Source organism: Pleomorphomonas sp. JP5, assembly GCF_023721815.1.
Lineage (GTDB): Bacteria > Pseudomonadota > Alphaproteobacteria > Rhizobiales > Pleomorphomonadaceae > Pleomorphomonas.
Map to the genome: position 1 here is coordinate 199,907 of NZ_JAMDLI010000007.1, position 22,892 is coordinate 222,798.

The 22,892-nt window shown below is 67.6% G+C and carries 21 protein-coding genes; 11 read left to right on the forward strand and 10 right to left on the reverse strand.

The genetic code is table 11. The features are described from left to right. Nucleotides 1-124 precede the first annotated feature (124 nt). The 5 genes from M4J40_RS07950 (at nucleotide 125) to M4J40_RS07970 (ending at nucleotide 5,119) form a co-directional block, all read left to right on the forward strand. Nucleotides 125-898 carry a DeoR/GlpR family DNA-binding transcription regulator gene (locus M4J40_RS07950; RefSeq protein ID WP_251753482.1) on the forward strand — a complete coding sequence of 258 codons (774 nt, stop codon included), beginning with the start codon at nucleotides 125-127 and terminating at the stop codon, nucleotides 896-898. Beyond that, complete coding sequence (locus tag M4J40_RS07955) at nucleotides 895-2,055, forward strand: ABC transporter ATP-binding protein (RefSeq protein WP_251753483.1); 1,161 nt, start codon at nucleotides 895-897, stop codon at nucleotides 2,053-2,055. The genes M4J40_RS07950 and M4J40_RS07955 overlap by 4 nt, the downstream gene beginning before the upstream one ends. After that, complete coding sequence (locus M4J40_RS07960; RefSeq protein WP_251753484.1) at nucleotides 2,052-3,323, forward strand: ABC transporter substrate-binding protein; 1,272 nt, start codon at nucleotides 2,052-2,054, stop codon at nucleotides 3,321-3,323. Before M4J40_RS07955 ends, M4J40_RS07960 begins: the two co-directional genes overlap by 4 nt. A 69-nt stretch (nucleotides 3,324-3,392) precedes the next feature. Then, nucleotides 3,393-4,286 (forward strand): carbohydrate ABC transporter permease, encoded by an 894-nt coding sequence (locus M4J40_RS07965; RefSeq protein ID WP_251753485.1) that lies wholly within the window; start codon nucleotides 3,393-3,395, stop codon nucleotides 4,284-4,286. Then, nucleotides 4,283-5,119 carry a carbohydrate ABC transporter permease gene (locus tag M4J40_RS07970; RefSeq protein ID WP_251753487.1) on the forward strand — a complete coding sequence of 279 codons (837 nt, stop codon included), beginning with the start codon at nucleotides 4,283-4,285 and terminating at the stop codon, nucleotides 5,117-5,119. The genes M4J40_RS07965 and M4J40_RS07970 overlap by 4 nt, the downstream gene beginning before the upstream one ends. 81 nt (nucleotides 5,120-5,200) lie before the next feature. On the opposite strand, the gene M4J40_RS07975 is transcribed toward M4J40_RS07970, so the two are convergent. Then, the gene (locus M4J40_RS07975; RefSeq protein WP_251753488.1) at nucleotides 5,201-5,767 is read right to left on the reverse strand and encodes a cytochrome b; all 567 of its coding nucleotides are present in this window, start codon (nucleotides 5,765-5,767) and stop codon (nucleotides 5,201-5,203) included. A 265-nt stretch (nucleotides 5,768-6,032) separates the two neighbouring features. On the opposite strand from M4J40_RS07975, the gene M4J40_RS07980 reads away from it, so the two are divergent. Beyond that, nucleotides 6,033-6,404, forward strand: coding sequence for a hypothetical protein (locus M4J40_RS07980; protein ID WP_251753490.1), 372 nt, complete (start codon nucleotides 6,033-6,035; stop codon nucleotides 6,402-6,404). A 7-nt stretch (nucleotides 6,405-6,411) separates the two neighbouring features. Here M4J40_RS07980 and M4J40_RS07985 read toward each other — a convergent pair whose 3' ends face one another. Further along, the gene (locus tag M4J40_RS07985) at nucleotides 6,412-7,323 is read right to left on the reverse strand and encodes a LysR family transcriptional regulator (protein WP_251753492.1); all 912 of its coding nucleotides are present in this window, start codon (nucleotides 7,321-7,323) and stop codon (nucleotides 6,412-6,414) included. A 95-nt stretch (nucleotides 7,324-7,418) separates the two neighbouring features. Between M4J40_RS07985 and M4J40_RS07990 the strand changes: the two genes are divergently transcribed. Further along, a complete protein-coding gene (locus M4J40_RS07990) occupies nucleotides 7,419-8,213 on the forward strand; it encodes an SDR family NAD(P)-dependent oxidoreductase (protein WP_251753494.1) in 795 nt (264 codons plus the stop codon). 202 nt (nucleotides 8,214-8,415) lie between these two features. Next, entirely contained in the window at nucleotides 8,416-9,144 is a 729-nt protein-coding gene (locus M4J40_RS07995; protein WP_251753495.1) for an SIMPL domain-containing protein, read from the forward strand. Between the two features lie 59 nt (nucleotides 9,145-9,203). On the opposite strand, the gene M4J40_RS08000 is transcribed toward M4J40_RS07995, so the two are convergent. After that, the gene (locus tag M4J40_RS08000; RefSeq protein ID WP_251729992.1) at nucleotides 9,204-9,587 is read right to left on the reverse strand and encodes an acyl-CoA thioesterase; all 384 of its coding nucleotides are present in this window, start codon (nucleotides 9,585-9,587) and stop codon (nucleotides 9,204-9,206) included. A 73-nt stretch (nucleotides 9,588-9,660) separates the two neighbouring features. After that, complete coding sequence (locus tag M4J40_RS08005; RefSeq protein ID WP_251753497.1) at nucleotides 9,661-10,473, reverse strand: DUF2066 domain-containing protein; 813 nt, start codon at nucleotides 10,471-10,473, stop codon at nucleotides 9,661-9,663. Between the two features lie 97 nt (nucleotides 10,474-10,570). Here M4J40_RS08005 and M4J40_RS08010 point away from each other — a divergent pair, with 97 nt between their 5' ends. After that, entirely contained in the window at nucleotides 10,571-11,221 is a 651-nt protein-coding gene (locus tag M4J40_RS08010) for a CGNR zinc finger domain-containing protein (protein WP_251753499.1), read from the forward strand. Between the two features lie 58 nt (nucleotides 11,222-11,279). Here the strand turns inward: M4J40_RS08010 and M4J40_RS08015 are convergent, their stop codons facing one another. Then, entirely contained in the window at nucleotides 11,280-11,564 is a 285-nt protein-coding gene (locus M4J40_RS08015) for an HlyU family transcriptional regulator (RefSeq protein ID WP_251753501.1), read from the reverse strand. 582 nt (nucleotides 11,565-12,146) lie between these two features. Here M4J40_RS08015 and M4J40_RS08020 point away from each other — a divergent pair. Then, entirely contained in the window at nucleotides 12,147-13,391 is a 1,245-nt protein-coding gene (locus M4J40_RS08020) for an efflux RND transporter periplasmic adaptor subunit (protein ID WP_251753503.1), read from the forward strand. After that, a complete protein-coding gene (locus M4J40_RS08025) occupies nucleotides 13,391-16,507 on the forward strand; it encodes an efflux RND transporter permease subunit (RefSeq protein WP_251754243.1) in 3,117 nt (1,038 codons plus the stop codon). The genes M4J40_RS08020 and M4J40_RS08025 overlap by 1 nt, the downstream gene beginning before the upstream one ends. Nucleotides 16,508-16,561: 54 nt before the next feature. On the opposite strand, the gene M4J40_RS08030 is transcribed toward M4J40_RS08025, so the two are convergent. The 5 genes from M4J40_RS08030 to fucK form a co-directional block, all read right to left on the reverse strand. After that, a complete protein-coding gene (locus M4J40_RS08030; protein ID WP_405030727.1) occupies nucleotides 16,562-17,557 on the reverse strand; it encodes an ABC transporter permease in 996 nt (331 codons plus the stop codon). Next, nucleotides 17,554-18,549, reverse strand: a complete 996-nt coding sequence (locus M4J40_RS08035; RefSeq protein WP_251753505.1) for an ABC transporter permease — start codon at nucleotides 18,547-18,549, stop codon at nucleotides 17,554-17,556. The genes M4J40_RS08030 and M4J40_RS08035 overlap by 4 nt, the downstream gene beginning before the upstream one ends. After that, nucleotides 18,542-20,047 (reverse strand): sugar ABC transporter ATP-binding protein, encoded by a 1,506-nt coding sequence (locus M4J40_RS08040; protein ID WP_405030728.1) that lies wholly within the window; start codon nucleotides 20,045-20,047, stop codon nucleotides 18,542-18,544. Before M4J40_RS08040 ends, M4J40_RS08035 begins: the two co-directional genes overlap by 8 nt. A 144-nt stretch (nucleotides 20,048-20,191) precedes the next feature. Then, a complete protein-coding gene (locus tag M4J40_RS08045; RefSeq protein ID WP_251753509.1) occupies nucleotides 20,192-21,181 on the reverse strand; it encodes a substrate-binding domain-containing protein in 990 nt (329 codons plus the stop codon). 192 nt (nucleotides 21,182-21,373) lie between these two features. Continuing rightward, complete coding sequence (gene fucK / locus M4J40_RS08050; RefSeq protein ID WP_251753511.1) at nucleotides 21,374-22,873, reverse strand: L-fuculokinase; 1,500 nt, start codon at nucleotides 22,871-22,873, stop codon at nucleotides 21,374-21,376. Nucleotides 22,874-22,892 lie beyond the last annotated feature (19 nt).

A 22,892-nucleotide genomic window follows, 5' to 3' on the forward strand; every position in this document is an offset into this window, starting at 1 on the left:
ACCCAGCGCGGCGCCGGGCGGGGATCGCCCCCCAAGTTTCATATGAATGTCATTGTGCCTTCAATGCACCGTCACGGAGGCCGGATAGCGTTTCTCATGTTCATTTGAGCATGACGGGACGCACATGAACCTGAGCGAGCGGCAGAACGGCATCTTGGTGGAAGTCCGCCAGAGGGGCTTCGTGAGCATCGAAACGCTCGCGGCCAGCTATGGCGTGACGACGCAGACCATCCGCCGCGACGTCAATGCGCTCTGTGGCGAGAACCTGCTGCGCCGCCGCCATGGCGGGGTCGAGACGGTCAACGCCAGCGGCAACCTCGCCTATCAGGCGCGCCAGATCATCAATGTCCACGCCAAGCGCGCCATCGGCCGCGCCGTCGCGGCCCTCATTCCCGACCGCGCCTCGCTGCTGATCGGCATCGGCACCACGCCCGAGCAGGTGGCCGTGGCGCTGGCCGGCCATGAGGAGCTGACGGTCGTCACCAACAATCTCAACGTCGCCGACGCGCTGGCGATCACCGGATCGAGCCGCATCATCCTGCCGGGCGGCACGCTGCGCCATCCGGACCGCGACCTGCTCGGCCCCGACGGCGACCGCCTGTTCCGCGCCTACCGGGCCGACTTCGCCATCTTCGGCGTCGGCGGCATCGACCACGACGGCGCCCTGCTCGACTTCAGCCCCGAGGAAGTTTCGGCCCGCCGCGCCATGCGCGAGGGTTGCCGCCGCTCGATCCTGGTCGCCGACCTCTCCAAGATCGGCCGCGCCGCACCCTGCCGGGGCGGCGAGCTCGGCGAAATGGACACCGTGGTCTTCGACCGGCCGCCGCCGGAGCCGATCGCCCGCCTGATCGGCGAGGCCGGCGCCGAGCTGATCGTGGCCGAAGGAGTATCGCAATGAGCAAGCCCCCCTTCATCCGCCTCGACGGCGTGTCGAAAAGCTGGGGCGGCAACCGTGGCGTCGAGTGCGTCGACCTCGCCATAGACGAAGGCGAGTTCGTCGTGCTGCTGGGGCCGTCCGGCTGCGGCAAGTCCACCACCTTGCGCATGATCGCCGGCCTGGAGACGCCGGACACCGGCCGCGTCGTCATCGCCGGCCGGGATATAACGGCGGAACCACCCGCCGCGCGCGGCCTGTCCATGGTGTTCCAGTCCTACGCGCTGTTTCCGCATCTGACGGTGGCCGACAACATCACCTTCGGCCTGTCGGTCCGCCGCGTGCCGCGCCGCGAGCGCCAGGACGCGCTCGCCAAGGCGGTGTCGCTCACCGGCCTGGCCGGTCTCGAGGGGCGCAAGCCCGCCGCCCTGTCCGGCGGCCAGCGCCAGCGCGTCGCGCTGGCCCGCGCCATCGTCGCCGGCCACCCGATCTGCCTGATGGACGAGCCGCTCTCCAACCTCGACGCCAAGCTGCGCCACGCCGTGCGCCAGGACATCCGCGCCCTTCAGCGCGAGCTCGGCATGACCGTGGTCTACGTGACGCACGACCAGACCGAGGCCATGGGCATGGCCGACCGCATCGTGCTGATGAACGGCGGCCGCGTCGAGCAGGCGGACACGCCGGACGCGCTCTACCTTCACCCCGACACCGCCTTCGCCGCCACCTTTCTCGGCAGCCCGCCGATGGTGCTGATGCCGGCGGCCAGCGTGCCGGAACGCCTGCTGCCGCAGGGCGCCCCACGCGCCCTCTCCGGCCTCGACATCGGCATCCGCCCTGAGGCCATCTCGCTGGCCGAGCCGGCGCCCCACCGCCACCGGGCGACGGTGCGCGACGCCGAGTTCCTGGGCGCCGAAACCCTCGTCTATCTCACGACCGGAACGGGCGAGGCCATCGCCCGCCTGCCTGGCCGCCTGACGATCCGTGCCGGCGAGCCGGTCGGCATCGACTGGGCGCCCGGCGCCGCCACTCTGTTCGAACGAGCCACCGGCAAGCGCCTCGCGCCGCCGGCCCGCGAGTATCGCCATGCCGAGGCGGGGGCTTCGCATGGCGGGAGCGCCCCTCCACGACCGAGGGACGCGACAGGTCATCCTCCCCATTTCCAGACGGAGATACTTCCATGATTTCGCTCAACAGGCGCGCCCTGCTCGCCGCGATGCTGGCCACCGGCGTGGCTTTCCCCGCCGCCGCCAAGGACGTTTCGCTGACCATGTATTACCCCGTCTCGGTCGGCGGACCGCTAACCAAGGTCATCGACGGCATGATCGCCGGCTTTGAGACCGAGCACCCCGACGTCAAGGTCGAGGCCGTCTACGCCGGCAACTACGACGACACGCGCGTCCGCGCCCTGTCGGCCATCAAGAGCGGCCAGCCGGCGCAGCTGTCGGTGCTGTTCTCCATCGACGCCTACGACCTGATCGAGCAGGACCTGATCGTCCCCTTCGACGACGTGGTGAAGACCGACGCCGACAAGGCCTGGCTGCAGGGCTTCTACCCGGCGCTGATGGCCAACGGCCAGATCGAGGGCAAGACCTGGGGCATCCCGTTCCAGCGTTCGACCATCGTCATGTACTACAACAAGGACATGTTCCGCGCCGCCGGCCTCGACCCCGAAAAGCCGCCGAAGACCTGGGACGAGCTGGTGACCGACGCCAAGGCCCTGGCCAAGGACGGCCGCTACGGCATCATGGTGCCGTCGACCGGCTACCCCTACTGGATGCTCCAGTGCTTCGCCATTGAGAACGGCAAGGAGCTGATGAGCAAGGACGGCACGGAAGTCTACTTCGACGATCCGGCCGTGATCGACGGCCTGAGCTTCTGGCGCTCGCTGACCACTGACCACAAGGTTTCGCCCGACGGGCTGGTCGAGTGGGGTACGCTGCGCCAGGCCTTCGTGCAGGGCCAGACCGCCATGATGTGGCACACCACCGGCAACCTGACGGCCGTGAAGAACGAGGCCAAGTTCGACTTCGGCGTCGCCGAGCTTCCGGCCCACAAGCAGCCCGGCTCGCCCACCGGCGGCGGCAACTTCTACCTGTTCAAGAACGCCAGCGACGAGGAGCGCGCCGCGGCGCTCGACCTCATCAAGTACATGACGGCGCCCGAGCGCGCCGCCGAGTGGTCCGTCGCCACCGGCTATGTCGGCACCAGCCCGGCCGCCTACGAGACGCCGGCGCTGAAGACCTACGGCGAGAGCTTCCCGCAGGCGCTGGTCGCCCGCGACCAGCTGAAGGTGGCCGTCGCCGAGTTCTCCACCTGGCAGACCGCCCAGGTGCGCGAGGCGCTCAACAACGCGGTGCAGGCGGCGCTCACCGGCACCAAGACGCCGGAAGAAGCGCTGAAGGATGCCCAGGCGACCGCCGACCGGCTGCTGAAGCCCTACAAGAACTGATCGTCCAAAGCCGGCGGGGGTGCGCAATCCGCCCCCGCCGGAGCTTTTTGTCCCTCGCGAAGGCGCATCATGGAACAGCTCGCCTCCTACCACCGGCGCCGGCAGGCCCTCTACGGCTGGATGCTGGTGTCGCCCGCCCTCATCCTGCTCACGCTGTTCGCCTTCTCGCCGACCATCGCCACCTTGTGGGCCAGCCTGCATTCGCGCGGCACCATCCGCCACCCGTCGGCGTTCAGCGGCTGGGACAACTACGCCAATCTCATCGCCGATCCGAGCTTTGCGACGGTGGTCGGCAACAACCTTCTCTATGCCGGCGTCACCATTCCCGCCTCCATCACCATCGCCTTGGCCATGGCGCTGTGGGCCAACGCCAAGATCCCCCTGCGCGGCTTCGTGCGCGGCGCCTTCTTCACGCCGACCATGCTGCCTATGATCGCGGCGGCCAACATCTGGCTGTTCTTCTACACGCCCGGCCTCGGGGTGATCGACGCCATCACCGGCCTGTTCGGCCTGCCGCCGGTCAACTGGCTCGGCCAGCCGCAGACGGCGCTGTGGGCGGTGATCGTCGTGACGGTGTGGAAGGAGGCCGGCTTCTTCATGATCTTCTATCTCGCCGCGCTGCAAACCATTCCGCCCGACCTCCGGGAAGCGGCCGCCGTGGAGGGCGCCGGACGGATCACCTACACGCGCCGGATTCTGCTGCCGCTGTTGATGCCGACCACCGCCTTCATCTTCATCAACGCGCTGATCAACTCGGTGAAGCTGATCGACCACCTGTTCATCCTCACCAAGGGCGGGCCGAACAACGCCTCCAAGCTGGTGCTCTACTGGGTGTGGGAGATGGCCTTCGCCTATTTCGACGCCCCGCGCGCCGCTGCGATGACCGTCATGGTGCTACTGGTGCTCGGGCTGATCGCCGTGTTCCAGTTCCGCGTCCTCGACCGGCGGATCCACTATCGATGACCCTGTCTCTCTCCCCAAGCCGCCGCTGGCCGAGCGCCGGCCAGACCTTCGACACCATCGGCGCCTGGCTGCTGGCGCTCCTCTGGGTGGCGCCGCTCATGTTCGCCATCTGGGCCTCGCTGCGCCCCTCCGGCGCCGCGCTCGGATTCGGCGACGTCGGCTTCACGCTCGACAACTACCGCAACGCCTGGAACGCCGCCCCCTGGCTCACCTATTTCGCCAACACGCTGATGCTGGTCAGCTTCACGCTGGTCGGCCAGTTCGTCCTGTGCACGCTGGCCGGCTACGCCTTCGCCCGCTTCGCCTTCCCCGGCCGCGACGTGCTGTTCGTCGTCATCCTGATGCAGCTGTTCATCCTGCCGGAGGTGCTGATCGTCGAGAACTACGCGATGATCGCCCGCCTGTCGCTGTTCGACAGCATCGCCGGCATGGGCCTGCCCTACATCGCCAGCGCCTTCGGCATCTTCCTGCTGCGGCAGGCCTTCAAGTCGGTGCCGATCGAGCTGGAGGAAGCGGCGCGCATCGAGGGCTGCGGCTGGCTGGGCGTGTTGTGGCGGGTCTACGTGCCGGCGGCGCGGCCGGTCTATCTCGCCTATGCCCTGGTCTCGGTGGCGACCCACTGGAACAACTTCCTGTGGCCGCTGATCGTCACCAACTCGCCGGACCGGCGCCCGCTCACCGTCGGGCTGTCGCTGTTCGGCGCCCCCGAGAGCGGCGTCGATATCGCCATCGTCAGCGCCGCCACCGTGATGGTCATCGCCCCGCTGCTGATCGCCTTCCTGATCTTCCAGCGCCAGTTCATCCAGGGCTTCCTGCGGGCCGGCATCAAGTAGGCCTATGTTGAAAGGGGCGCGGCCAGCTGCCACGCCCCCCCATGTCTCTTCGGCCCCTTGCCTCGCAAGTGCCTTTTCTCGTCAGGCGCTCCGGCTCGGCATCATCGACCGCAGCGTCGAGTCTTTGTCGAGGAAGTGGTGCTTGAGCGCGAACAGGAAATGCCCGAGCACCGTGATCGCCAGCGCCCAGGACAGGAACCAGTGCGCCGACACCAGATAGGGCGTCAGTTCCGGGTTCTTCGGCCCGAGCCCGGGAATGGTGAACAGCCCGGCCACCGGGATGGAGTAGCCAGCCGACGAACTGTTGGCCCAGCCCGACAGCGGCACGGCGATCATCAGCAGATAGAGCGCGGCGTGGCCGAGGTGGGTGAGGTGCTTCATGATCGGGGGCATGTCGACCAGCGCCGGCGGGCGGCGATAGGCGCGCCAGATCAGACGGCCGACGATCAGGAACAGCGTCGTCGTGGCGATCGACTTGTGCAGCGTGATCGCCCAGATCTTCTCAGCCGTCTCCTGATCGCTCACCCCGTAGTGCAGCATGGCGCCGCCATAGTAGCCTACCAGCCAGGCGACCACGATGATCGCCGCCATCAGCCAGTGAAAAAGCTTGGCGAGCCCGCTGTAGTCTCTCGTCTCTGCTGTGCTCATTTGCCAATCCGTCCTTTGCAAGAGCCCCCCGTCGGAAACGCAAACGGCGCGGCGACAGTCCTGCTGCGCGGGCATCCGTCCCTCAACTGCGTCTCATTGTCAGGTTTATGGACAGCCCGGCGGGACGCATTGATCCTGGTCAATTGTATCTAGGTCGAAAGTCGCAACCGCATCCCCTCGCCGATGGTGCGCCAGCGGCGAAACGGTCTTTTGCCCATTATGGCGGTCAGCCCATCGCAAGATCGGCGACAGGAGACAAAGACCGATGCTCGACACCGAAGCCATCTGGGCGGGACGCCTCGCCACCTACCCCAATCGCCTCGACGGCCCCGATCTCGACGGCGCGTCGGTGGACGTCGACGCCCATGTCGAGCTGTTCGGACGGGCCGGCGTCCTGCTCGGCGGCATCGACTGCGTGGTCACCATGGAGCATGACGGCGACGATTGGGCGATCGCCGCCGTGGCCTATCGGTCCGAGTTCGGCGGCGCCAGCCATGATTTCGACGTGGCGCGGCTGCGCAATCGCAGCCCCGAGGGAACGCTGGCCGACCTCGCCGAGCGCGAGATCCTCCGCCTCGTCGACGCCCAGTATAACGCGCTGGCCGACGCGGCGACCCGGCAGGCCCGCAGCCCCTGAGCCGCGATCAGCCCTGCGGTGCGCCTTCGCCGAGATGCTGGCAGAGAAGGCGCAGCGCCGGCGACAGCAGCCGCCCCTTGGGATAGTAGATGTGCCAGCCCGGATAGGGCTGCGTCCACGCCTCCAGCAGCGTCACCAGTCGCCCCGACCGCAGATACGGCTCGACGGTGCCCTCCGTCACGCAGGCGATGCCGCAGCCGTCGAGCGCGGCGGCGATCAAGAGGTCGGCATCATTGGTGGCGAGCGGTCCGGCCTTGCTCATGTCCACGCTCCTGTCCACTCCGGCCTCGCCGCGTCGCAGTTCCCAGGGCAGCACCCGCCCCGCACCGAGGCGGAAGTTGAGCCAGCGGTGCCCTTGGAGATCCTCAGGCTCCGTCGGCCGGCCATGGCGCTCGAGATACTCGGGTGAGGCAATGAACAGCCCGCGCAAGGGCGGCGAGATCGCCACGCTCTCCATGTCGCTGCGCAGCGCCTCACCGAGGCGGATTCCGGCGTCGAAACCCTCCGCCACGCTGTCGATCAGCTGGTCGTTGATATCCACCTCGACGCAGATGTCCGGATAGCGCCGCAGGAAGGACGGCAGGCGCGGCGCCAGAACCATCTGCGAAGCAACGCGCGGTACCGTCAGCCGCACGGTCCCCGACAGCGTGCCGGCCTGCCGCGCCATCTCCGCCACGGAAAAGGCGATGGTGGCGAAGGCGGGCGCGATGCGCTCGGCCAGTCGGGCTCCCTCCTCGGTCAATGACAGGCTGCGCGTGGTGCGATGGAAAAGGCGGCTGCCCAGCCGCTCCTCCAGCGCCCTGATGGTGTGACTGACCGCCGACGGCGATACCAGAAGTTCCTCGGCCGCCCGCCGAAAACTGTGAAGGCGCGCCACGGCGAGAAAGGTCGCCAGCTCCGCATATTCAACGCCACGCATTGATGTTCTCTGCTCATCATAAAGCTGCGATTTCCGTTCATTGTATATCACGAGATCCCAATCATCTATCTGCTGACAACAGAAAGGATGAGACCATGACCAGAGATCACACCCCCAATGACCAGGGCATGCTGGCCGGCAAGGTAGCGCTGATCACCGGCGCCGGCAGCGGCATCGGTGCGGTGACCGCCGAGGCCTTCGCCCGCGAGGGCGCAAGGCTGGCGCTGATCGGCCGGACCGCCGACAAGCTCGAGGCCGTGGCCGAAAGGATTCGCCGGGCGGGCGGCGAGGCCCTCCCCATCGTCGCCGACGTCGCCGACGAGGCCGCAGTCGATGCGGCCGTCGGCAAGGTCGTCACCAGTCTCGGCGGGCTCGATATCGCCTTCAACAATGCCGGCGTGCTAGGCACCATGGCCCCCCTTGCGGACATGGCGGCATCCGATTTCGACGCCATCCTGGCCACCAACCTGCGCGGCGTCTGGCTGATGGCGCGCGCCGAGGTGCGGGCGATGCTGGCCGCCGGCACGCAGGGCGCCATCCTCAACACCTCGTCCTTCGTGGCCCGTGCCGCCAGCGCCGGAACCACCGCCTACGCCGCCAGCAAGGCCGGAGTCGACGCCCTGACGCGCGCGCTGGCGCTGGAGGTCGGCGGCAATGGCATCCGCGTCAACGCCATCGCGCCGGGCGTCATCGAAACCGAGATGTTCAATGGCTCCGGCGTGCCCGACGATTTCCGGCAGGCGCTGGCGGGCCACGCCGCCCTGAAGCGGCTGGGCCAGCCCGACGACATCGCCGCCGCCGCGCTGTGGCTCGTCTCCGATCAGGCCGCTTTCGTCACCGGGCAGAGCTTCCTGATCGACGGCGGCTTTGCCATTCCCGGGCTGCGCTAGGTCGCACTCTCGGCAAGGCGCTGGTCGGCTTTGCGCCGGGAAAGGCGGGTCGGCGGGCCGGCCCGCGCTGCTACCTTCCGCGATGGGCTCTCCCCACGAAAGCGCCTCAATGGCGGGTGATGGTCGGCAGCCGAGGGGCTTTGCCCCGACCGATTCTGCCCTCGGGGCCACGCCCCCAAAGAAGACGACGGAGAGACCGACGATGATCGCCTTTTCCCGCCCGCTCCTTGTTGCCACCGGCCTGGTGCTGCTGCCCGCCGCCGCGCTTGCCGCCGATCCGGCGACGGCGACGCTGACGCTCTCGGCCGACGGCGTGGTCAGCGCCGCGCCCGACATGGCGATCGTCTCGCTCGGCGTGGTCAAGCAGGCCGACACCGCCGACGAGGCGCTATCGGCCAACAACAAGGCGATGCAGGAAACGCTCGCCGCCCTCAAGGAAGCCGGCGTCGACGACAAGGACATCGCCACCTCCTCCTTCGCCATCGACCCGGTGATGGTCTACCCGCCGCAGAAGGACGACGGCTCGCAGGACGCGCCGAAGATCACCGGCTACCGTGTCTCCAACGCCGTCACCGTCAAGCTGCGCGACATCACCCAGGCCGGCGGCCTCCTCGACAAGGTGATCCGCGTCGGCGCCAACGACGTGCGCGGCGTCAGCTTCACCGTCGACAACCAGGACAGCCTGATGGACGAAGCGCGCGTCGAGGCGATGAAGACGCTGGAAACCCGCGCCGAGCTCTACGCCAAGACCGGCGGCTTCACGCTGAAGCGCATCCTCTCGATCTCCGAGGGCGGCGCCGACACCCCGCCGGTGCCGATGATGATGGCCAAGATGACGACGCAGGCCGAAGCCGTGCCCTTCATGGCCGGCCAGCAGGACATCCGCGCCACCGTTCACATGACGTGGGAAATCGAGCCGGCCACAAAATAAGCCCCCGCGCGGACAAGAAACTTCATTCGGCGAGCCTCGCGGGGCTCGCCGTTTTGCCGTCAGGCCACCGGATCGACCGGCCGGGAGCGGCCGTTCTCGTCGATCGCCACATAGGTGAACTCGCCCTCGGTCACCTTCTCGTGCTGGTCGGTGATGAAGCGGCGCACCCAGACCTCGATGCGGATGTGCATGGAGCTGCGGCCGACGCGGACGATGTCGGTGTAGACGCAGAGAATGTCGCCCACCTTCACCGGCCGGTGGAACACCATGGCGTTGACGGCCACCGTCACCACCCGGCCGCCGCAGCGCTGCACCGCCGCCATGCCGCCGGCCGAATCCATCTGGCTCATCAGCCAGCCGCCGAAGATGTCGCCATTGGCGTTGGTGTCCGCCGGCATGGCGATGGTGCGGATGGTGAGTTCGCCATGCGGCTCGTCCGACATGATTTTCCGACCCGGAATTGTTAGCGCGTGAAGCGGTTCTAAGCCAAACCACCTACTCCGCGCAACAACCGGCTCACAGCGGCTCGCCACTCCCCGACAGGATCCGGGCCGCGCCCTTGAGCGCCACGCGGAAGGCATCGTCGAAGCTGACGCCGCGCACCGACCAGCGATGAACCGCCCCACCCGTCTCAAGCGCCCAGTCGGCCACCCAGCCATGATCGGCATCGCTCCAGACGAGCCTGCCGGCGAGTGGCAGGTCGCCGCCCGCCGCCTCGGCCGCCTGCTTCAGCACCGGCGACGCCGGATCGAGATGGGCGGGATCGAGGTTGAGCGCCGCCGTCTCCGGCGGGAACACCACGTCGAGGGCGATCAGGTTGGAGGCGTTGCCGAACGACTGGCGCATGGCGAGGTCGCGCTCGTTGTTGGCGGCCACCGTGTAGCGGGCCGCCGGCTTTTCGACGTCGAGGAACACGGCGAGCACCGGCCGGCGCATCAGCCACGGCTTGCCGCCGAGATCGGCGATCAGCCCATCGAGCGGCCCAGCCTTGAAACGGCAGGTGAGGTTGTGCGGCCGGTCGTAGGTGCCCTGCTCGTCGTGGATGGGCCGGCCTTCGAGGCGGTCGCGATAGGAATAGGCGGCCACATAGTCGGCCGCCCGCGCCATCGCCGCCCGAGCCTCCGGCTTGCCCGCCAGCGCGGCGTCGCCGGTGACGCGCGTCAGCACCCGTTCGAGGCAGATGCCGAAGCCGGTCAGGCGGTTGGCCTCGCCCTGCCCGCTCACCACCACCTGGGACGTGTAGATATCGCTCGGCTCGAAGGCGGCGACCGGACCGGCCAGCGCCACAAGCAGCCCGATGACGGTCGAAAACAACGGTATGCGTCGCATGGTTCCCCTCGGCAAATTTGGGTGCAACACTGGCGAAGACGCGAAACGGGGATGAAGTAACCCCATAAAAGGTTACATGATGTCACAGAAGCGATCAATGGACGACGCGGCCTACTATTCGGAACTGGGGCGGCTCAGGATGCTGGGCGGCGACGCGGCGCTCGATTTCGCCAACACACGCCACTGGCGCGACGGCCGGGAGATCGACTTCCTGACCGGTTATCCGGCGCTGGTCGATTGGGCCGTCGTCGCCGGCCTGTTGTCGGAGGGGGAAGGCGCTCGTCTGAGGGAGGCCGAAGGGGTCATGCCCTTGCAGGCGGCCGACGTCTTCTCGGCCACCGTCCGCCTTCGGGACAGCTGGAAGATCCATCTCGGCGAGGCGACGCGCGCGTTGAACCCCACCCATCAGCCGTCCGAGGCCTTGCGCCGCATGGTGACGACCGCGCTGGGCCCGCCGGACCTCGCCGTCTCCGGATTGCCGGCCGAGGCGCTCGCCGGTGCGGACATGGCGCTGCCGCTGGCGCGTGCGGCGCTCGCCATCGGCGCCTTCCTGGCCCTGCCGCACGCCGGCACGCTGCGCATGTGCGAGGCCGATCCCTGCGGTGGCGTCTTCCTCGATACCAGCCGATCGCAGAAGCGGCGCTGGTGCGCCATGGATTCCTGCGGCAACCGCGTCAAGGCCCAGCGCCACCGGCTCCGCATGAAGGCGGAAGCGGTGGAGCCGCCCAAAGGCAACAACCAAGGATGATTGAGAAAATGCTCTGGGGGGCCAGCCGCCCGCCAGAGCCGAATGACCGAACCGTCTCCTACTCGAAGACGGACTTGCCGAGCTGATCCACGATCAGCCGGCCCTTCTCGAAGGCCATCTCCTTGGCCTGGTCGGCGTCGGAGAACTTGTCGGCGCGGATGAAGCGGTGCTCGCGGGTCACGCCATCCTCTTCCAGGCTGACGACGCCGCAGAGCTGCCACTGCCCGCCATCCTTGAACGGCGTCGCGGCGATCTTGAAGCCCTTGTAGTCCTGCGTTTCGGCCGGCTTATCCGCCGCCGGCGCACCGCCACCGAGGCCGAACAGTTTCTTCAGGAACGACATGAGCTTCCTCCGTTTCGCGTTCCCCCAGCAATAAGGCCGCGAAGGCGGAAGGGCAAGGCGGCGGGCGACCGTCCTGGGCAGCGCCCCTCGTCATGCCGCCGGTGATGAGGCCCTTGCGGAAGTCGACATAGGCGAGACCCCAGGCGAGACCCCGGTGTCGAGCGGGTCGGCATGTCGGTGATAGGCCGCCTCGGCAAACAGCGCCGAGTTGGTCTCCGACCAGTGGTCGGAGGCGGCGACGCCGAATAGCCCTTGTGCCGGATCACCGACAGCGCGGCATCCCGCAGCTTCGAGCGGGCACCCATCTTCGCGGCCAGCCTGAACTCGCCTCGTCTCCTTGCAAAACCGCATACCAACTCGTCGGTATCGAGACAGCGGGAACTTCCGGTGACGCCGGGCGATCACGACGACCGCTTGTTCCCCGCCAACGAAATTGCATCAATGTGTAACACCGACGGCGATTTCCATGATTTGCCACAGTTGTTTCGTCACTCATCGACCAAAGTCGACATAGGCTGGCGACACCCGCCACAACGGTGTGCGGCTCGTTCCAGACCGACAAGACGAAACGGACCATCGGCGATGAAAAGAACGCTTGGAATCATTCTGGCCGCCACTGCGGCGGCCGGCCTCTACTGGCGCGACGGCCTCGTCGCCGTCACCACGCCATACGTTTCCAGCGCGTTCGCAGCCGTGTCGCCCACCGCGACGCCCGTTGACCCGGGCGATGGACAGGCCGCGCCAGCCACCTCCGGCAAACGCCGTGGCGCCACCCCGACGCGCGTCGCCACCGTGGCGGCAACAGCGGAGGACATGCCGATCGAACGCCGCACCATCGGCGCCATCGCCTCGCCGGCCAACCTCACCGTGACGACCGAGACTTCGGGCCTCGTCACCGACATTCTGGTGGCCGACGGCGCCGACGTGAAGGCCGGCGACGTGCTGGTTCGCCTCGACAGCCGCATCGCCGAGGCAAACGTCGAGAAGGACCGGGCTGCGCTCGCCCGCGATCAGGCCACACTCGACCATGCCCGGGAAACCGCCGCCCGGCAGCAGAAGCTTCTCAGCAACGAAGCGGTGTCGCAGCAGTCGCTGGAAGACGCCGACGCCGCCGTCAAGACCGCCGAGGCGACGGTGGCCGTCGACCAGGCAACGCTGAAATCCGACCTCGTCACCCTCGACCAGAAGACCATCCGCGCCCCGTTCGACGGCCGCCTCGGTGCTGTCGGCGTCGTGGAAGGCAGCCTCGTGCAGCCGGGCACGGCCATCGTCCGCCTGACCCGGCTCGACCCGCTCTATGCGAGCTTCTCGCTTTCCGAAAGCGACGCCGCCCTGGTCCGATCGGCGCGCGCCGCAGGCCAGCCGATCGAGGTGTCCGTCACCCCGCTCGGCGCCACCGATGCCTTCACCGGCACCGTGGATTTCGTCGACGATGCCGTCGACGCCGCATCCGGCACCTTCCTCGCACGGGCGACGCTTCACGACGTCGCCGACAGGCTGGTGCCGGGCCAGTCGATCGCCGTCGAGGCGGCCATCGGCTCGATGCCGGTGGTGGCGGTGCCGACGGTGGCCTTGCAGGCGACGCAGCAGGGCAGCATCGTCTACGTCGTCGGCGCCGATGGAACGGTGGCCGCGAAACCGGTGACGGTCGCGCTTTCCGTCGGCGACCGCTCCGGCCTGTCCTCGGGCATAAACGCCGGAGACCGGGTGGTGGTGGAAGGACAGGTGCGCCTTGCCGATGGCATGAAGGTGATCGACACCTCGGCTGAGGCCGCCAACGGCAAGCCCGGCGCGGACAAGCCGACCAACACGGCGGGGGCGAAATGATGAGCCTCCCGGCCCTGTTCATCCGGCGGCCGGTAGCCGCCATCCTCCTGGCGCTCGGCCTGTCGCTCGCCGGCTTCTTCGCCTATCGGCTGTTGCCGGTGGCCGCCCTGCCGCGCGTCGATTTCCCCACCATCACCGTGTCGGCCCAGCTCTCCGGCGCCTCGCCGGAAACCATGGCGACGGCGGTGGCGACACCGCTGATCAAGCAGTTCCAGACGATTTCCGGCATCGATACCATCTCCGCCCGGTCGTCGCTCGGCTCCACCTCCATCACCTTGCAGTTCGAGCTCACGCGCGACATCGACAGCGCCGCCGCAGACGTGCAGTCGGCGATCGACTCGGCGCGCCGCCGCCTGCCCGACAACATGACCTCCGACCCGAGCTACCGGAAGGTCAACCCGGCCGACATGCCGATCCTGCTGTTGTCGATCACCTCGCCGACGGTGCCGCTCACCGAGCTCGACTCTCTGACCCAGAACGTGCTGTCGCCGGCCATCTCCACCATCAGCGGCGTCGCCCAGGCGCAGATCTTCGGCTCGCAGAAATACGCCGTCCGCGTCGAGGCCGATCCCGACCGCCTCGCCGCCCGCGGCATCGGCCTCGACCAGCTCGCCACCGCTATCGCCAACGCCAACAACCAGGCGCCGGTCGGCAGCATGGGCAACGCCGCGCAGACCATCACGCTCGACGCACCGACCCAGCTGACCTCGGCCGATGGCTTCCGCACACTGATCGTCGCATCCAACTCCGCCGGCCCGGTGCGCCTCGGCGACGTCTCCACCGTCACCGACAGCGTCGAGAACCGCAACTCCGCCAGTTGGTACGATGGCACGCGCGCCATCACCCTGGCCGTTCAGCGCCAGCCCGACGCCAACACGGTCGAGGTGGTCGACGCCATCAAGGCGGCCCTGCCGGCCATCACCGCCCAGTTGCCGGCCTCGGTCAGCGTGTCGCTGATGAACGACAACTCGGCGCCGATCCGCGCCGCCGTCGCCGACGTGCAGTTCACGCTGCTGCTCACCATCGGCCTCGTGATCCTGGTGATCTACCTGTTCCTCGGCAAGCTTCTGACCACCGCCATCCCGGCCATCGCCGTGCCGCTGTCCATCCTGATCGCCTTCGGGGCGATGTACGTGCTCGGCTATTCCATCGACAACATGTCGCTGCTCGCCCTGACGCTGTCGGTCGGCCTCGTCGTCGACGACGCCATCGTCATGCTGGAGAACATCGTCCACCACATCGAAAGGGGCGAGAAGCCGATGGCCGCCGCCTTCAAGGGCGCCGCCGAGGTCACCTCCACCATCATTTCCATGTCGCTGTCGCTGATCGCCGTCTTCCTGCCCATCCTCTTGATGGGCGGCGTCGTCGGTCGCCTGTTCACCGAATTCGGCATGGTGGTGTCGTTGGCCATCACCGCCTCGGCGCTGGTCTCCCTCACCGTGACGCCAACGCTGGCTGCCCGCCTGCCGGCCGGCATCGGCAAGCCGCCGGCCCGCTACAGCCTCGCCGGCCTGTTCGACGCCGGTTTCGCGCGGGTGCTCGCCGGCTACTCGAAGAGCGTCGGCTGGACGCTCGGCCACCCGCTGCCCGTGGCGGTGGTCTTCCTCGCCACCTTCGCCGGTTCCGCCTGGCTATTCTCCGACCTGCCCAAGAGCTTCCTGCCGCAGGAGGACATCGGCCAGCTCTCCATCTCCACCCAGGCCCGGCAGGACATTTCCTACGACGCCATGGCCATGCTGCAGAGGCAAGCGGCCGACGTCGTTGCCCGCGACCCGGCCATCGCCCACGTCAACGCCCGGGTCGGCACCTCGCAGCTCAACTCCGGCAACATGAACGTGCAGCTGAAGCCTCGTGACGAGCGCGACGCCATGGACGTGGTGGTCGGCCGGCTGCGCCAGTCGCTCGGCCGCATCGTCGGTCTCCAGAGCTTCGTCACCCCCTCGCAGAGCCTGCGCCTCGGCGGCCGCTCCAGCCAGAGCCAGTACCAGCTCGTCGTGCAGTCGCTCGACGCCACTGAACTCGGCGACTGGGCCGAACGACTGCGCGAGGCCATGGCCGGGGAGCCCGCCACCTTCACCGACGTCGCCACCGACTTGCAGAACAACGCGTTGCAGGCCCGCATCGTCATCGACCGCGACCGGGCGGAAAGCCTCGGCATCAACGCCGCGACGCTGCGCAAGACGCTGGGCGAGGGCTTCGGCGAGCAGTCGGTGGCCGACATCCAGTCGACCGGCGACAGCTACTCGGTGATCCTCGAGTACGATTCCGACCTTGCCTGGAGCAACGACCGCCTGTCGGAGCTGCGCGTCCGTTCCAGCACCACCGGCGCGCTGGTGCCGCTCACCGCCTTCGCCTCGGTGGAGCGGAAGGCCGGCCCCGTCACCGTCAACCAGACGGGCCAGCTCACCTCGATCACCGTGTCCTTCAACCTGCCGCAGGGCGTGTCGCTCGGCACCGCCACCACCCGCATCGAGACCCTCAAGCAGGAGATCGGCCTGCCGTCGACGGTGTTCACCTCGTTTGCCGGCACGGCGCAGGTGTTCGCCGACTCGACGGCCAACACGCCGCTTTTGATCCTCGCCGCCATCCTCACCATCTACGTGGTGCTCGGCGTACTCTACGAGAGCTTCATCCACCCGCTGACCATCCTGTCGGGCCTGCCGTCGGCCGCCCTCGGCGCCCTCCTTGCCCTCAAGCTCACCGGCATGGACCTCTCCATCATCGCGCTGATCGGCATCCTGATGCTGATCGGCATCGTCAAGAAGAACGCCATCATGATGGTCGACGTGGCGCTGCAGCTGATGCGAGAGGACGGCGCCAAGGCCAGGGACGCCATCCACGAGGCGGCGACGCGCCGCTTCCGCCCGATCATGATGACCACCTTCTGCGCCCTGCTCGGCACGCTGCCGATCGCCATCGGCCACGGCGCCAGCGCCGAACTGCGCCAACCCCTCGGCGTCGCCGTCGTCGGCGGCCTCGTGGTCAGCCAGTTCCTCACCCTCTACATCACGCCGGTCATTTTCATCGGCTGCGAGCGATTGCGCCGGCTCGCCGCGCGCGCCCCCGCCGCCGACCGGCTCGAGGACATTCGCCCCACAGCCCCGCAGGGAAACTGAGGCTCGGCGACAACGAGAAGGACTCCCCGAGGGGCGGGGGGATCCGCCGCCCCCTCAGCTCTTCTTGAAGAAGCCCAGCACCATTTTCACCTGCTCGGACCGCAGCACCATGACGGCGATCAGGAACAGGCCCCACACGGCCGTCGCCATGTGCTGGTTGGCGCCGATCAGGTTGAGACCCGACGACAGGATCTGCAGGATGACCAGCGAGACGACCACCGGAACGACCCGCCCGTAGCCGCCGAACGGATCGACGCCGCCGAGGAAGCAGGCGAGCACGGTGACCAAGAGCAGCGCCTCCCCGTGGCCGACGCGCACCGAGTTGAACCGCGCCAGCATCAGGATGCCGGCGATGGCGCAGAGCAGCCCCGACAGGGTGTAGAGCAGCACCAGCGTCCGCTTGGTGTGCAGGCCCGAATACTCCGCCGCCATCTGGTTCGACCCGGTCATGGTGACGGAGAAGCCGTGTTGCGTCCGCCTGAGCAGGATGTGCCAGACGATGGCCACCGCGCCGAACAGCAGCAGCGGAACCGGAATGCCGATCAGCGTCTCGTGTCCGAGCACGCGCATGTAGTCGGGCACGCCGGAGATGTCGCCACCCCTTGTCAGGAACTCGCCGAGCCCGCGCAGGAAGATCATCATCGCCAGCGACACCAGGATGGGGTGGGCGCCGACATAGGCGACGACGAAGCCGATGATCGCGCCGGCCAGCATGCCGACGGCGATGGCGGCGAGGCAGCCGAGAACCAGCGCGCCGACGCCCGCGTCCTTGCCGCCGAACTGCAACAGGACCCAGGCGAGCGTCAGCCCGGACATGTTGGCGGTGTAGGTGACCGCGAGGTTGAAGCCGCCGGAGATGATCGGCGCCAGCATGGCCAGCGTCAAGAGGCCGAGCAGCGGCATCTGGAAGCCCATGGAGCCGAGGTTGGCCGCCGTCATGAACTGCGGACTGGCGATGCTGAAGCCCAGAACGACGACGATCAGCAGGGCGATCAGGCTCGACGTGTCGGTGCCGAGCCCCGAGCGGATGGTGCCCAGGCTAGTCTTCACTTTGCAGCCTCCTGCCGACGACGGAAGAGATCGGCGAAATCGATGTTGGATGTCGAGATGGCCACCAGGATCGCGCCGCCGATGATCATCTTGAACGCGAAGGGCGAAACGCCGAGCAGGTTGAGACCATTCTGGGTGACGGCGACGAACATGACGCCCAGGACGCAACCGAGCACCGTGCCCTTGCCGCCGCCGAGGCGGGCGCCGCCGAGCACGATGGCCGCGAGCACGTCCATCTCGCGTCCGATGAGCGCGTTCGGAACCACCTCCTTGACGATGTTGGCCTGCATGAGCCCGGCGATGCCGGCCATCAGCCCCATCCAGCCGAAGGCCAGCGCCTGCATGGCCGCGACATTGACGCCGGCGCGACGGGCGCCCTCGGGATTGTCGCCGAAGGCATAGAGCTGGCGCCCGAGGTTGGTGCGCTGGATGAGAAGCCAGGTGGCGACCACGCAGACCACCATCGCCCCCACCGCGAGCGTGAGTTCCGACCACGTGCCATCGGCCGCCTCGTATTCGAACATCACGACGCGGTCGGTCAGCCAGTCCGGCAGATTGTAGATGTTCCGCCCCTTGGAGAAGAACATCAACAGGCCGAAGTAGGCGTTGTAGGTGGCGATGGTGACGACGATCGAGACGATGCGGAACCGGTAGATGAAGAACATGTTGACGAGGCCGAGCGCGATGCCGATCACGCCGCAGACCACAATGCCGGTCACCCAGTCGCCCCCGCCGATCTGACGGAGAACCTGCACGGCAAGATACTGAACCACCGACGAGGCGACGGCGAACGAGATGTCGATGCCGCCGGCGATCAGCACGACCAGCAAGCCGACCGCCCAGATCAGGTTGATGGCGTTGTTGTTGAGCAGGGACGTCAGGTTGTTGAGGGTGAAGAACGAGTCGGATCCCAGGGACAGGCCGACGATCATCGCCAGAAGCACGATGCCGAGGCGGATCTCGGTCTTCCTGTTGTTGAGAAGGTTATGCATAGACCCGCTCCTCGAGCTCCGGAACCGTCATCTTGCGCGGATCGTACTCGGCGACGATCTGGCCTTCGGCCATGTGGAGGATGCGGTCGGAGTTGAACATCACCTCGGTCGCCTCGTCGGAAATCAGCAGGATGGCCAGCCCGCTGTCGGCCAGGCTGCGCACGATGCGGAAGATGCCGGCGCGCGCCCCGATGTCGACGCCGACCGTCGGGCTGTCGAGGATCAGGAGCTTCGGTTCGGTCGCCAGCCACTTGGCCAGCACGATCTTCTGCTGGTTCCCGCCCGACAGGGTGGAGATCAGGTCGCTCGGGCGGCCGATCTTGACGCCCAACTTGTCGACCCAGCTCCGAACCAGGGCGTCGCGCTTGCGCATCGACAAGAGCGGCAACCGCGTCAGCAGCTTGTGAAGCACCGAGATGACGGTGTTGTCCTCGATGGGCTGCTTCTGCAGAAGCCCCAGCGACAGCCGGTCCTCGGACACGTAGGCGAGGCCCTGCCGGATGGCGTCGCGGATCGAGGAGGGACGGAACGGTCGCCCCTCGACGCGCATGTCGCCGGCCGTCGGGGCGCGCATGCCCATCAGCACGTGGGCCAGCTCGGTCCGCCCGGCGCCGATCAGGCCGATCAGGCCCAGCACCTCGCCGGCGTGCAGGTCGAAGGAGACGTTCTCGAACTCCCCGGCGCGGCTCAGTCCGCGCACCTCCATGACTTTCGGGGCGTCGACGCGGTCGCGCGCCACCACCTTGTTCTCGATCAGCTGGCCGGTCATCAGCTCGCCGAGCCGCACCTGCGTCATGTCGGCGCAATCGTAGACGCCGACCAGCCGGCCATCGCGCAGCACGGTCACCCGCGAAGCGATTTCCAGGACCTCGGCAAGGCGGTGGCTGACGAACACCACGGCGACGCCGTCGGCCGAGAGCTTGCGCACGATGTCGAGCAGATGGTCGGTCTCCGACCTCGACAGCGAGGCCGTCGGCTCGTCCATGAAAATGAGCCGGGCGTCGTTCATCAGCGCCCGGGCGATGGCGACGATCTGCCGCCGGGCGATCGACAGCGCCTCGAGCGGGATGTCGAGTTCGAGGGGAACGCCCAGCCGTTCGAGCACGGCGCGCGCCTTCCTGTCCATCTCGCCGTAATGGACGCCCTTCGGCGTCAGGCCGACCATGTCGTCGAAGCAGATGTTCTCCCTGACGCTCATGTGACTGAACAGCGCCAGATCCTGCCAGATCACCGAAACGCCGCGATTGCGCGCGCCGGTGGGCGAGATCGACCGGACCGCCTCGCCGAACAGCTCGAACAGCTCCGCCTTCTGCGGCTGGTAGACGCCGGTGATGATCTTGATCAGCGTCGACTTGCCCGAGCCGTTCTCCCCGGCGAGGCAATGGACCTCACCGGCGCGAACCTCGAAATCCACGTCGTCGAGCGCCTGCAAACCGCCAAAGGTCTTCGATATGCCCTTGAGGCGCAGCGCAAAGCGCTCCGTATTGGCATCCGTCATCGTGATGAGCCTCATGACCGGCGCGCGAGTGCCGTCGGGCCGCCCGCGCGCCTTGGCCTAAAACCTGAGTGGAAGCTCGCCGGGGCGAGGTCGAGGAAGGATCCGCGCCCCGGCGCCGTTTCGGTCAGGCACGTGCAGGGGAAATCAGAGACCCTGATCGGCCAGTGCGTCGATGGAGTCCTTGTTGATCTCCAGGATGTTGTCGGTGATGATGTCGCGCGTCTCGAAGTTGGGATGCACGACGCCGAGGCCCGGGATGTCCGCGCCGTCCTTCACCTCTTCACCCTCGGCCAGCATCTTGCCGAGCGTCACGAACACCTCGCCGGCCTGCGCCGGGCTCCACATGTAGCCACCGGTGAGGGCGCCCTCATGGACCAGCTTCTGCCCCTGGCCGGGCGAGAAGATGCCGACCACGGCGATGTCGCCGATCTTGCGGCGCTCCTCGACGGCGCGGGCGGCGCCGATCGGCCCCTGGCTGCCGAACGCCAGGAAGCCCGTCAGGTCCGGATTGGCAGCGATCAGGTCGAGCGCCGTCGACCGGGCGGCATCGACGTTCTCGCCGACGCCGTAGCGTTCGCCGATCATCTGGATTCCGGGCTTTTCCGCCTTCAGCCAGGCGATGGCGGCATCGGCCCAGGCGTTGTGCAGCGGCACCGTCAGCGAGCCGACGTAGACGGCATACTTGCCGGTGTCGCCGATCGTCTTGGCCAGGAGCTTGGCATGGGCCTCGCCCAGACCCTTGGTCGACGCGAGCTCGAAGTCCCAGTCGACGTTGTTGAGGTTCGGCCCTTCGTGGGCGATCACCTTGATGCCGGCGTCCCGCGCCTTCTTCAGCACGGGCTCGAGCGCGGATTCGTCATTCGGCACCACGCCGATGACCTTCACCCCCTTGGCGATGAGATCTTCGATGGCCTGCACCTGCAAGGCAGGATCGGCCGAGACCGGACCGATCATCTCGGCCTCGACGCCGAGCTCGGCCGCCCGCTTCTTGATGCCATCCTCCATGGCGTTGAACCAGGGAATGCCGCCGATCTTGACGACGACACCGATCGTCGCGCCCTCGGCACTGGCCGTGAACGTCATGCCAAGAGTAGCGATGGCGCTGGCGGCAAGAAGCAGAAAACTCTTTTTCATGTTTTCCTCCATCTTTTATGTTTATCAGCCTGTTCCAGACCCTCAGAAGCGAAACGCGACGCTTCTTTTTCCCCATCGGCCGGATAGATATGCGAACGAATACGAAAGCCTCCCGATAACGACCCGACCGACGGGCAAACACATCTTGAAACCACTGGCAGGTTGCTCCAATCCCTCCCCGCCACCGGCACCCTATGCAGGCGCGCCCGGCTGCGTGTAGCGGCAGTCGAGCCGGAACGCCTCGCGCGCCTCCTCCGCCGACGCGTAGATGCCGGCGCCCTTCAGGGCGAACATCGCGGCGCCGAGCACGGTGATCTCCGGCTCTTCCAGCGTGCGAACCGGAATGCCGAGCGTATCGGCCTTGATCTGCGTCCAGAGCTGGTTGCGCGTACCTCCGCCGACCAGCGTCAGCTCGTCCGCCTTGAAGCCGCCGACCGTCTCCAGCACCCCGAGCCCGTGCTTGAGCCGCCCCGCCAGGCCGACCAGCGTCGCCCGGAACAGGGTTCCCCGGTCGACATCCAGCGACAGGTTGGCGATGGCGCCCTTGCCGACCAGCATGTCCGGGTCGATGGTGACGCCGCGGCAGTCGGCCGGCGAGGCCTTGGCCTCGGCGATCATGGCCTCGTATTTGGCGCTGCCGGAAAGCTCCCCGTACATGTTGCGGCCGATCCACTCGATGACGGCCGAGGCGACATACTGGAAGCCCGGATTGTAGTGCCCCCTCAGCACGTCCCATTCGCAGGTGAAGGCGTCGTCGATGGCGCCCGTCGGCGGGATGGCGATGCTGGCGCACCGGGCCATCAGGATCTCCCAGGTGCCCGACGACAGGACCGGACGGTTGGGCGCCGCGCCGGCCCCGAAGATGGCGAACTGCGTGTCGTGCCCGGCCGAGACGACCGGAACGCCCGCCGGCAGGCCCAGCGCATCGGCGGCGTCCGCCAGGAGCGGCCCGATGACCTCGCCGGGAAAGACCAGCGCCGGGAACAACGACCGGTCCACGCCGACGGCGGAGAGAATGACGTCGCTGAAATCCTGCCTCTTCAGATCGGTCATCTGGGAGGTGCCGACCAGCGTGGCGTCGTTGGTAAGCCGTCCGGTCAGCCGATGGGTGAACAGCGAGCTCACGAAGACGAAGTGCTTCGCCGTGTCGAACAGGTCGGGCCGGTGCTCGCGGAACCAGATGAACTTGTTCAGCGTGTTGAAGGAGAAATGGCCGACACCGCTGATCTGCACGACGAGATCGGGATCGATGTAGCGGTTCATGTGCCGCTGCGATTCCAGCGTCCGCGTGCATTTCCAGCTGATGACCGGGAACAGCATGCGCCCGTCGGCATCGAGGAAGCTGCCGTCGCCGCCGAAGGTGGTGACGGTGAGGGCGCGCACCGAGGCGACATCGATCTGGGAGGCGACGTCGCGCGCGCAGCGGCACAATTTATCGTAGAGCCCCTCGAAGGGCCAGTAGTGCCAGTCCTTTTGCTCCGGATCGGGCTCGGTGCCGCTCTTCTCGCTGGACCGGGCGACGATGCGGCCTTGCCCGTCGACCGCCATGGCCCTCAGGTTGGTGCTTCCGCAATCCAGAACGATGACGACATCCTGTGACATGATCTCACCGGGTCTGACGCTGGCGGCACCTGCGGCAGCATGTGCCATCAGCGAGCCGGCGACCGGACCGCCACCGTGGCGCTCCGTCACCGACCTTGTTTCCACTCGA

Coding starts and splice junctions, on each gene's coding strand:
- M4J40_RS07950 (WP_251753482.1), top strand. CDS start 125: ATGAACCTGAGCGAGCGGCAGAACGGCATCTTGGTGGAAGTCCGCCAG.
- M4J40_RS07955 (WP_251753483.1), top strand. CDS start 895: ATGAGCAAGCCCCCCTTCATCCGCCTCGACGGCGTGTCGAAAAGCTGG.
- M4J40_RS07960 (WP_251753484.1), top strand. CDS start 2,052: ATGATTTCGCTCAACAGGCGCGCCCTGCTCGCCGCGATGCTGGCCACC.
- M4J40_RS07965 (WP_251753485.1), top strand. CDS start 3,393: ATGGAACAGCTCGCCTCCTACCACCGGCGCCGGCAGGCCCTCTACGGC.
- M4J40_RS07970 (WP_251753487.1), top strand. CDS start 4,283: ATGACCCTGTCTCTCTCCCCAAGCCGCCGCTGGCCGAGCGCCGGCCAG.
- M4J40_RS07975 (WP_251753488.1), bottom strand. CDS start 5,767: ATGAGCACAGCAGAGACGAGAGACTACAGCGGGCTCGCCAAGCTTTTT.
- M4J40_RS07980 (WP_251753490.1), top strand. CDS start 6,033: ATGCTCGACACCGAAGCCATCTGGGCGGGACGCCTCGCCACCTACCCC.
- M4J40_RS07985 (WP_251753492.1), bottom strand. CDS start 7,323: ATGCGTGGCGTTGAATATGCGGAGCTGGCGACCTTTCTCGCCGTGGCG.
- M4J40_RS07990 (WP_251753494.1), top strand. CDS start 7,419: ATGACCAGAGATCACACCCCCAATGACCAGGGCATGCTGGCCGGCAAG.
- M4J40_RS07995 (WP_251753495.1), top strand. CDS start 8,416: ATGATCGCCTTTTCCCGCCCGCTCCTTGTTGCCACCGGCCTGGTGCTG.
- M4J40_RS08000 (WP_251729992.1), bottom strand. CDS start 9,587: ATGTCGGACGAGCCGCATGGCGAACTCACCATCCGCACCATCGCCATG.
- M4J40_RS08005 (WP_251753497.1), bottom strand. CDS start 10,473: ATGCGACGCATACCGTTGTTTTCGACCGTCATCGGGCTGCTTGTGGCG.
- M4J40_RS08010 (WP_251753499.1), top strand. CDS start 10,571: ATGGACGACGCGGCCTACTATTCGGAACTGGGGCGGCTCAGGATGCTG.
- M4J40_RS08015 (WP_251753501.1), bottom strand. CDS start 11,564: ATGTCGTTCCTGAAGAAACTGTTCGGCCTCGGTGGCGGTGCGCCGGCG.
- M4J40_RS08020 (WP_251753503.1), top strand. CDS start 12,147: ATGAAAAGAACGCTTGGAATCATTCTGGCCGCCACTGCGGCGGCCGGC.
- M4J40_RS08025 (WP_251754243.1), top strand. CDS start 13,391: ATGAGCCTCCCGGCCCTGTTCATCCGGCGGCCGGTAGCCGCCATCCTC.
- M4J40_RS08035 (WP_251753505.1), bottom strand. CDS start 18,549: ATGCATAACCTTCTCAACAACAGGAAGACCGAGATCCGCCTCGGCATC.
- M4J40_RS08040 (WP_405030728.1), bottom strand. CDS start 20,047: ATGACGGATGCCAATACGGAGCGCTTTGCGCTGCGCCTCAAGGGCATA.
- M4J40_RS08045 (WP_251753509.1), bottom strand. CDS start 21,181: ATGAAAAAGAGTTTTCTGCTTCTTGCCGCCAGCGCCATCGCTACTCTT.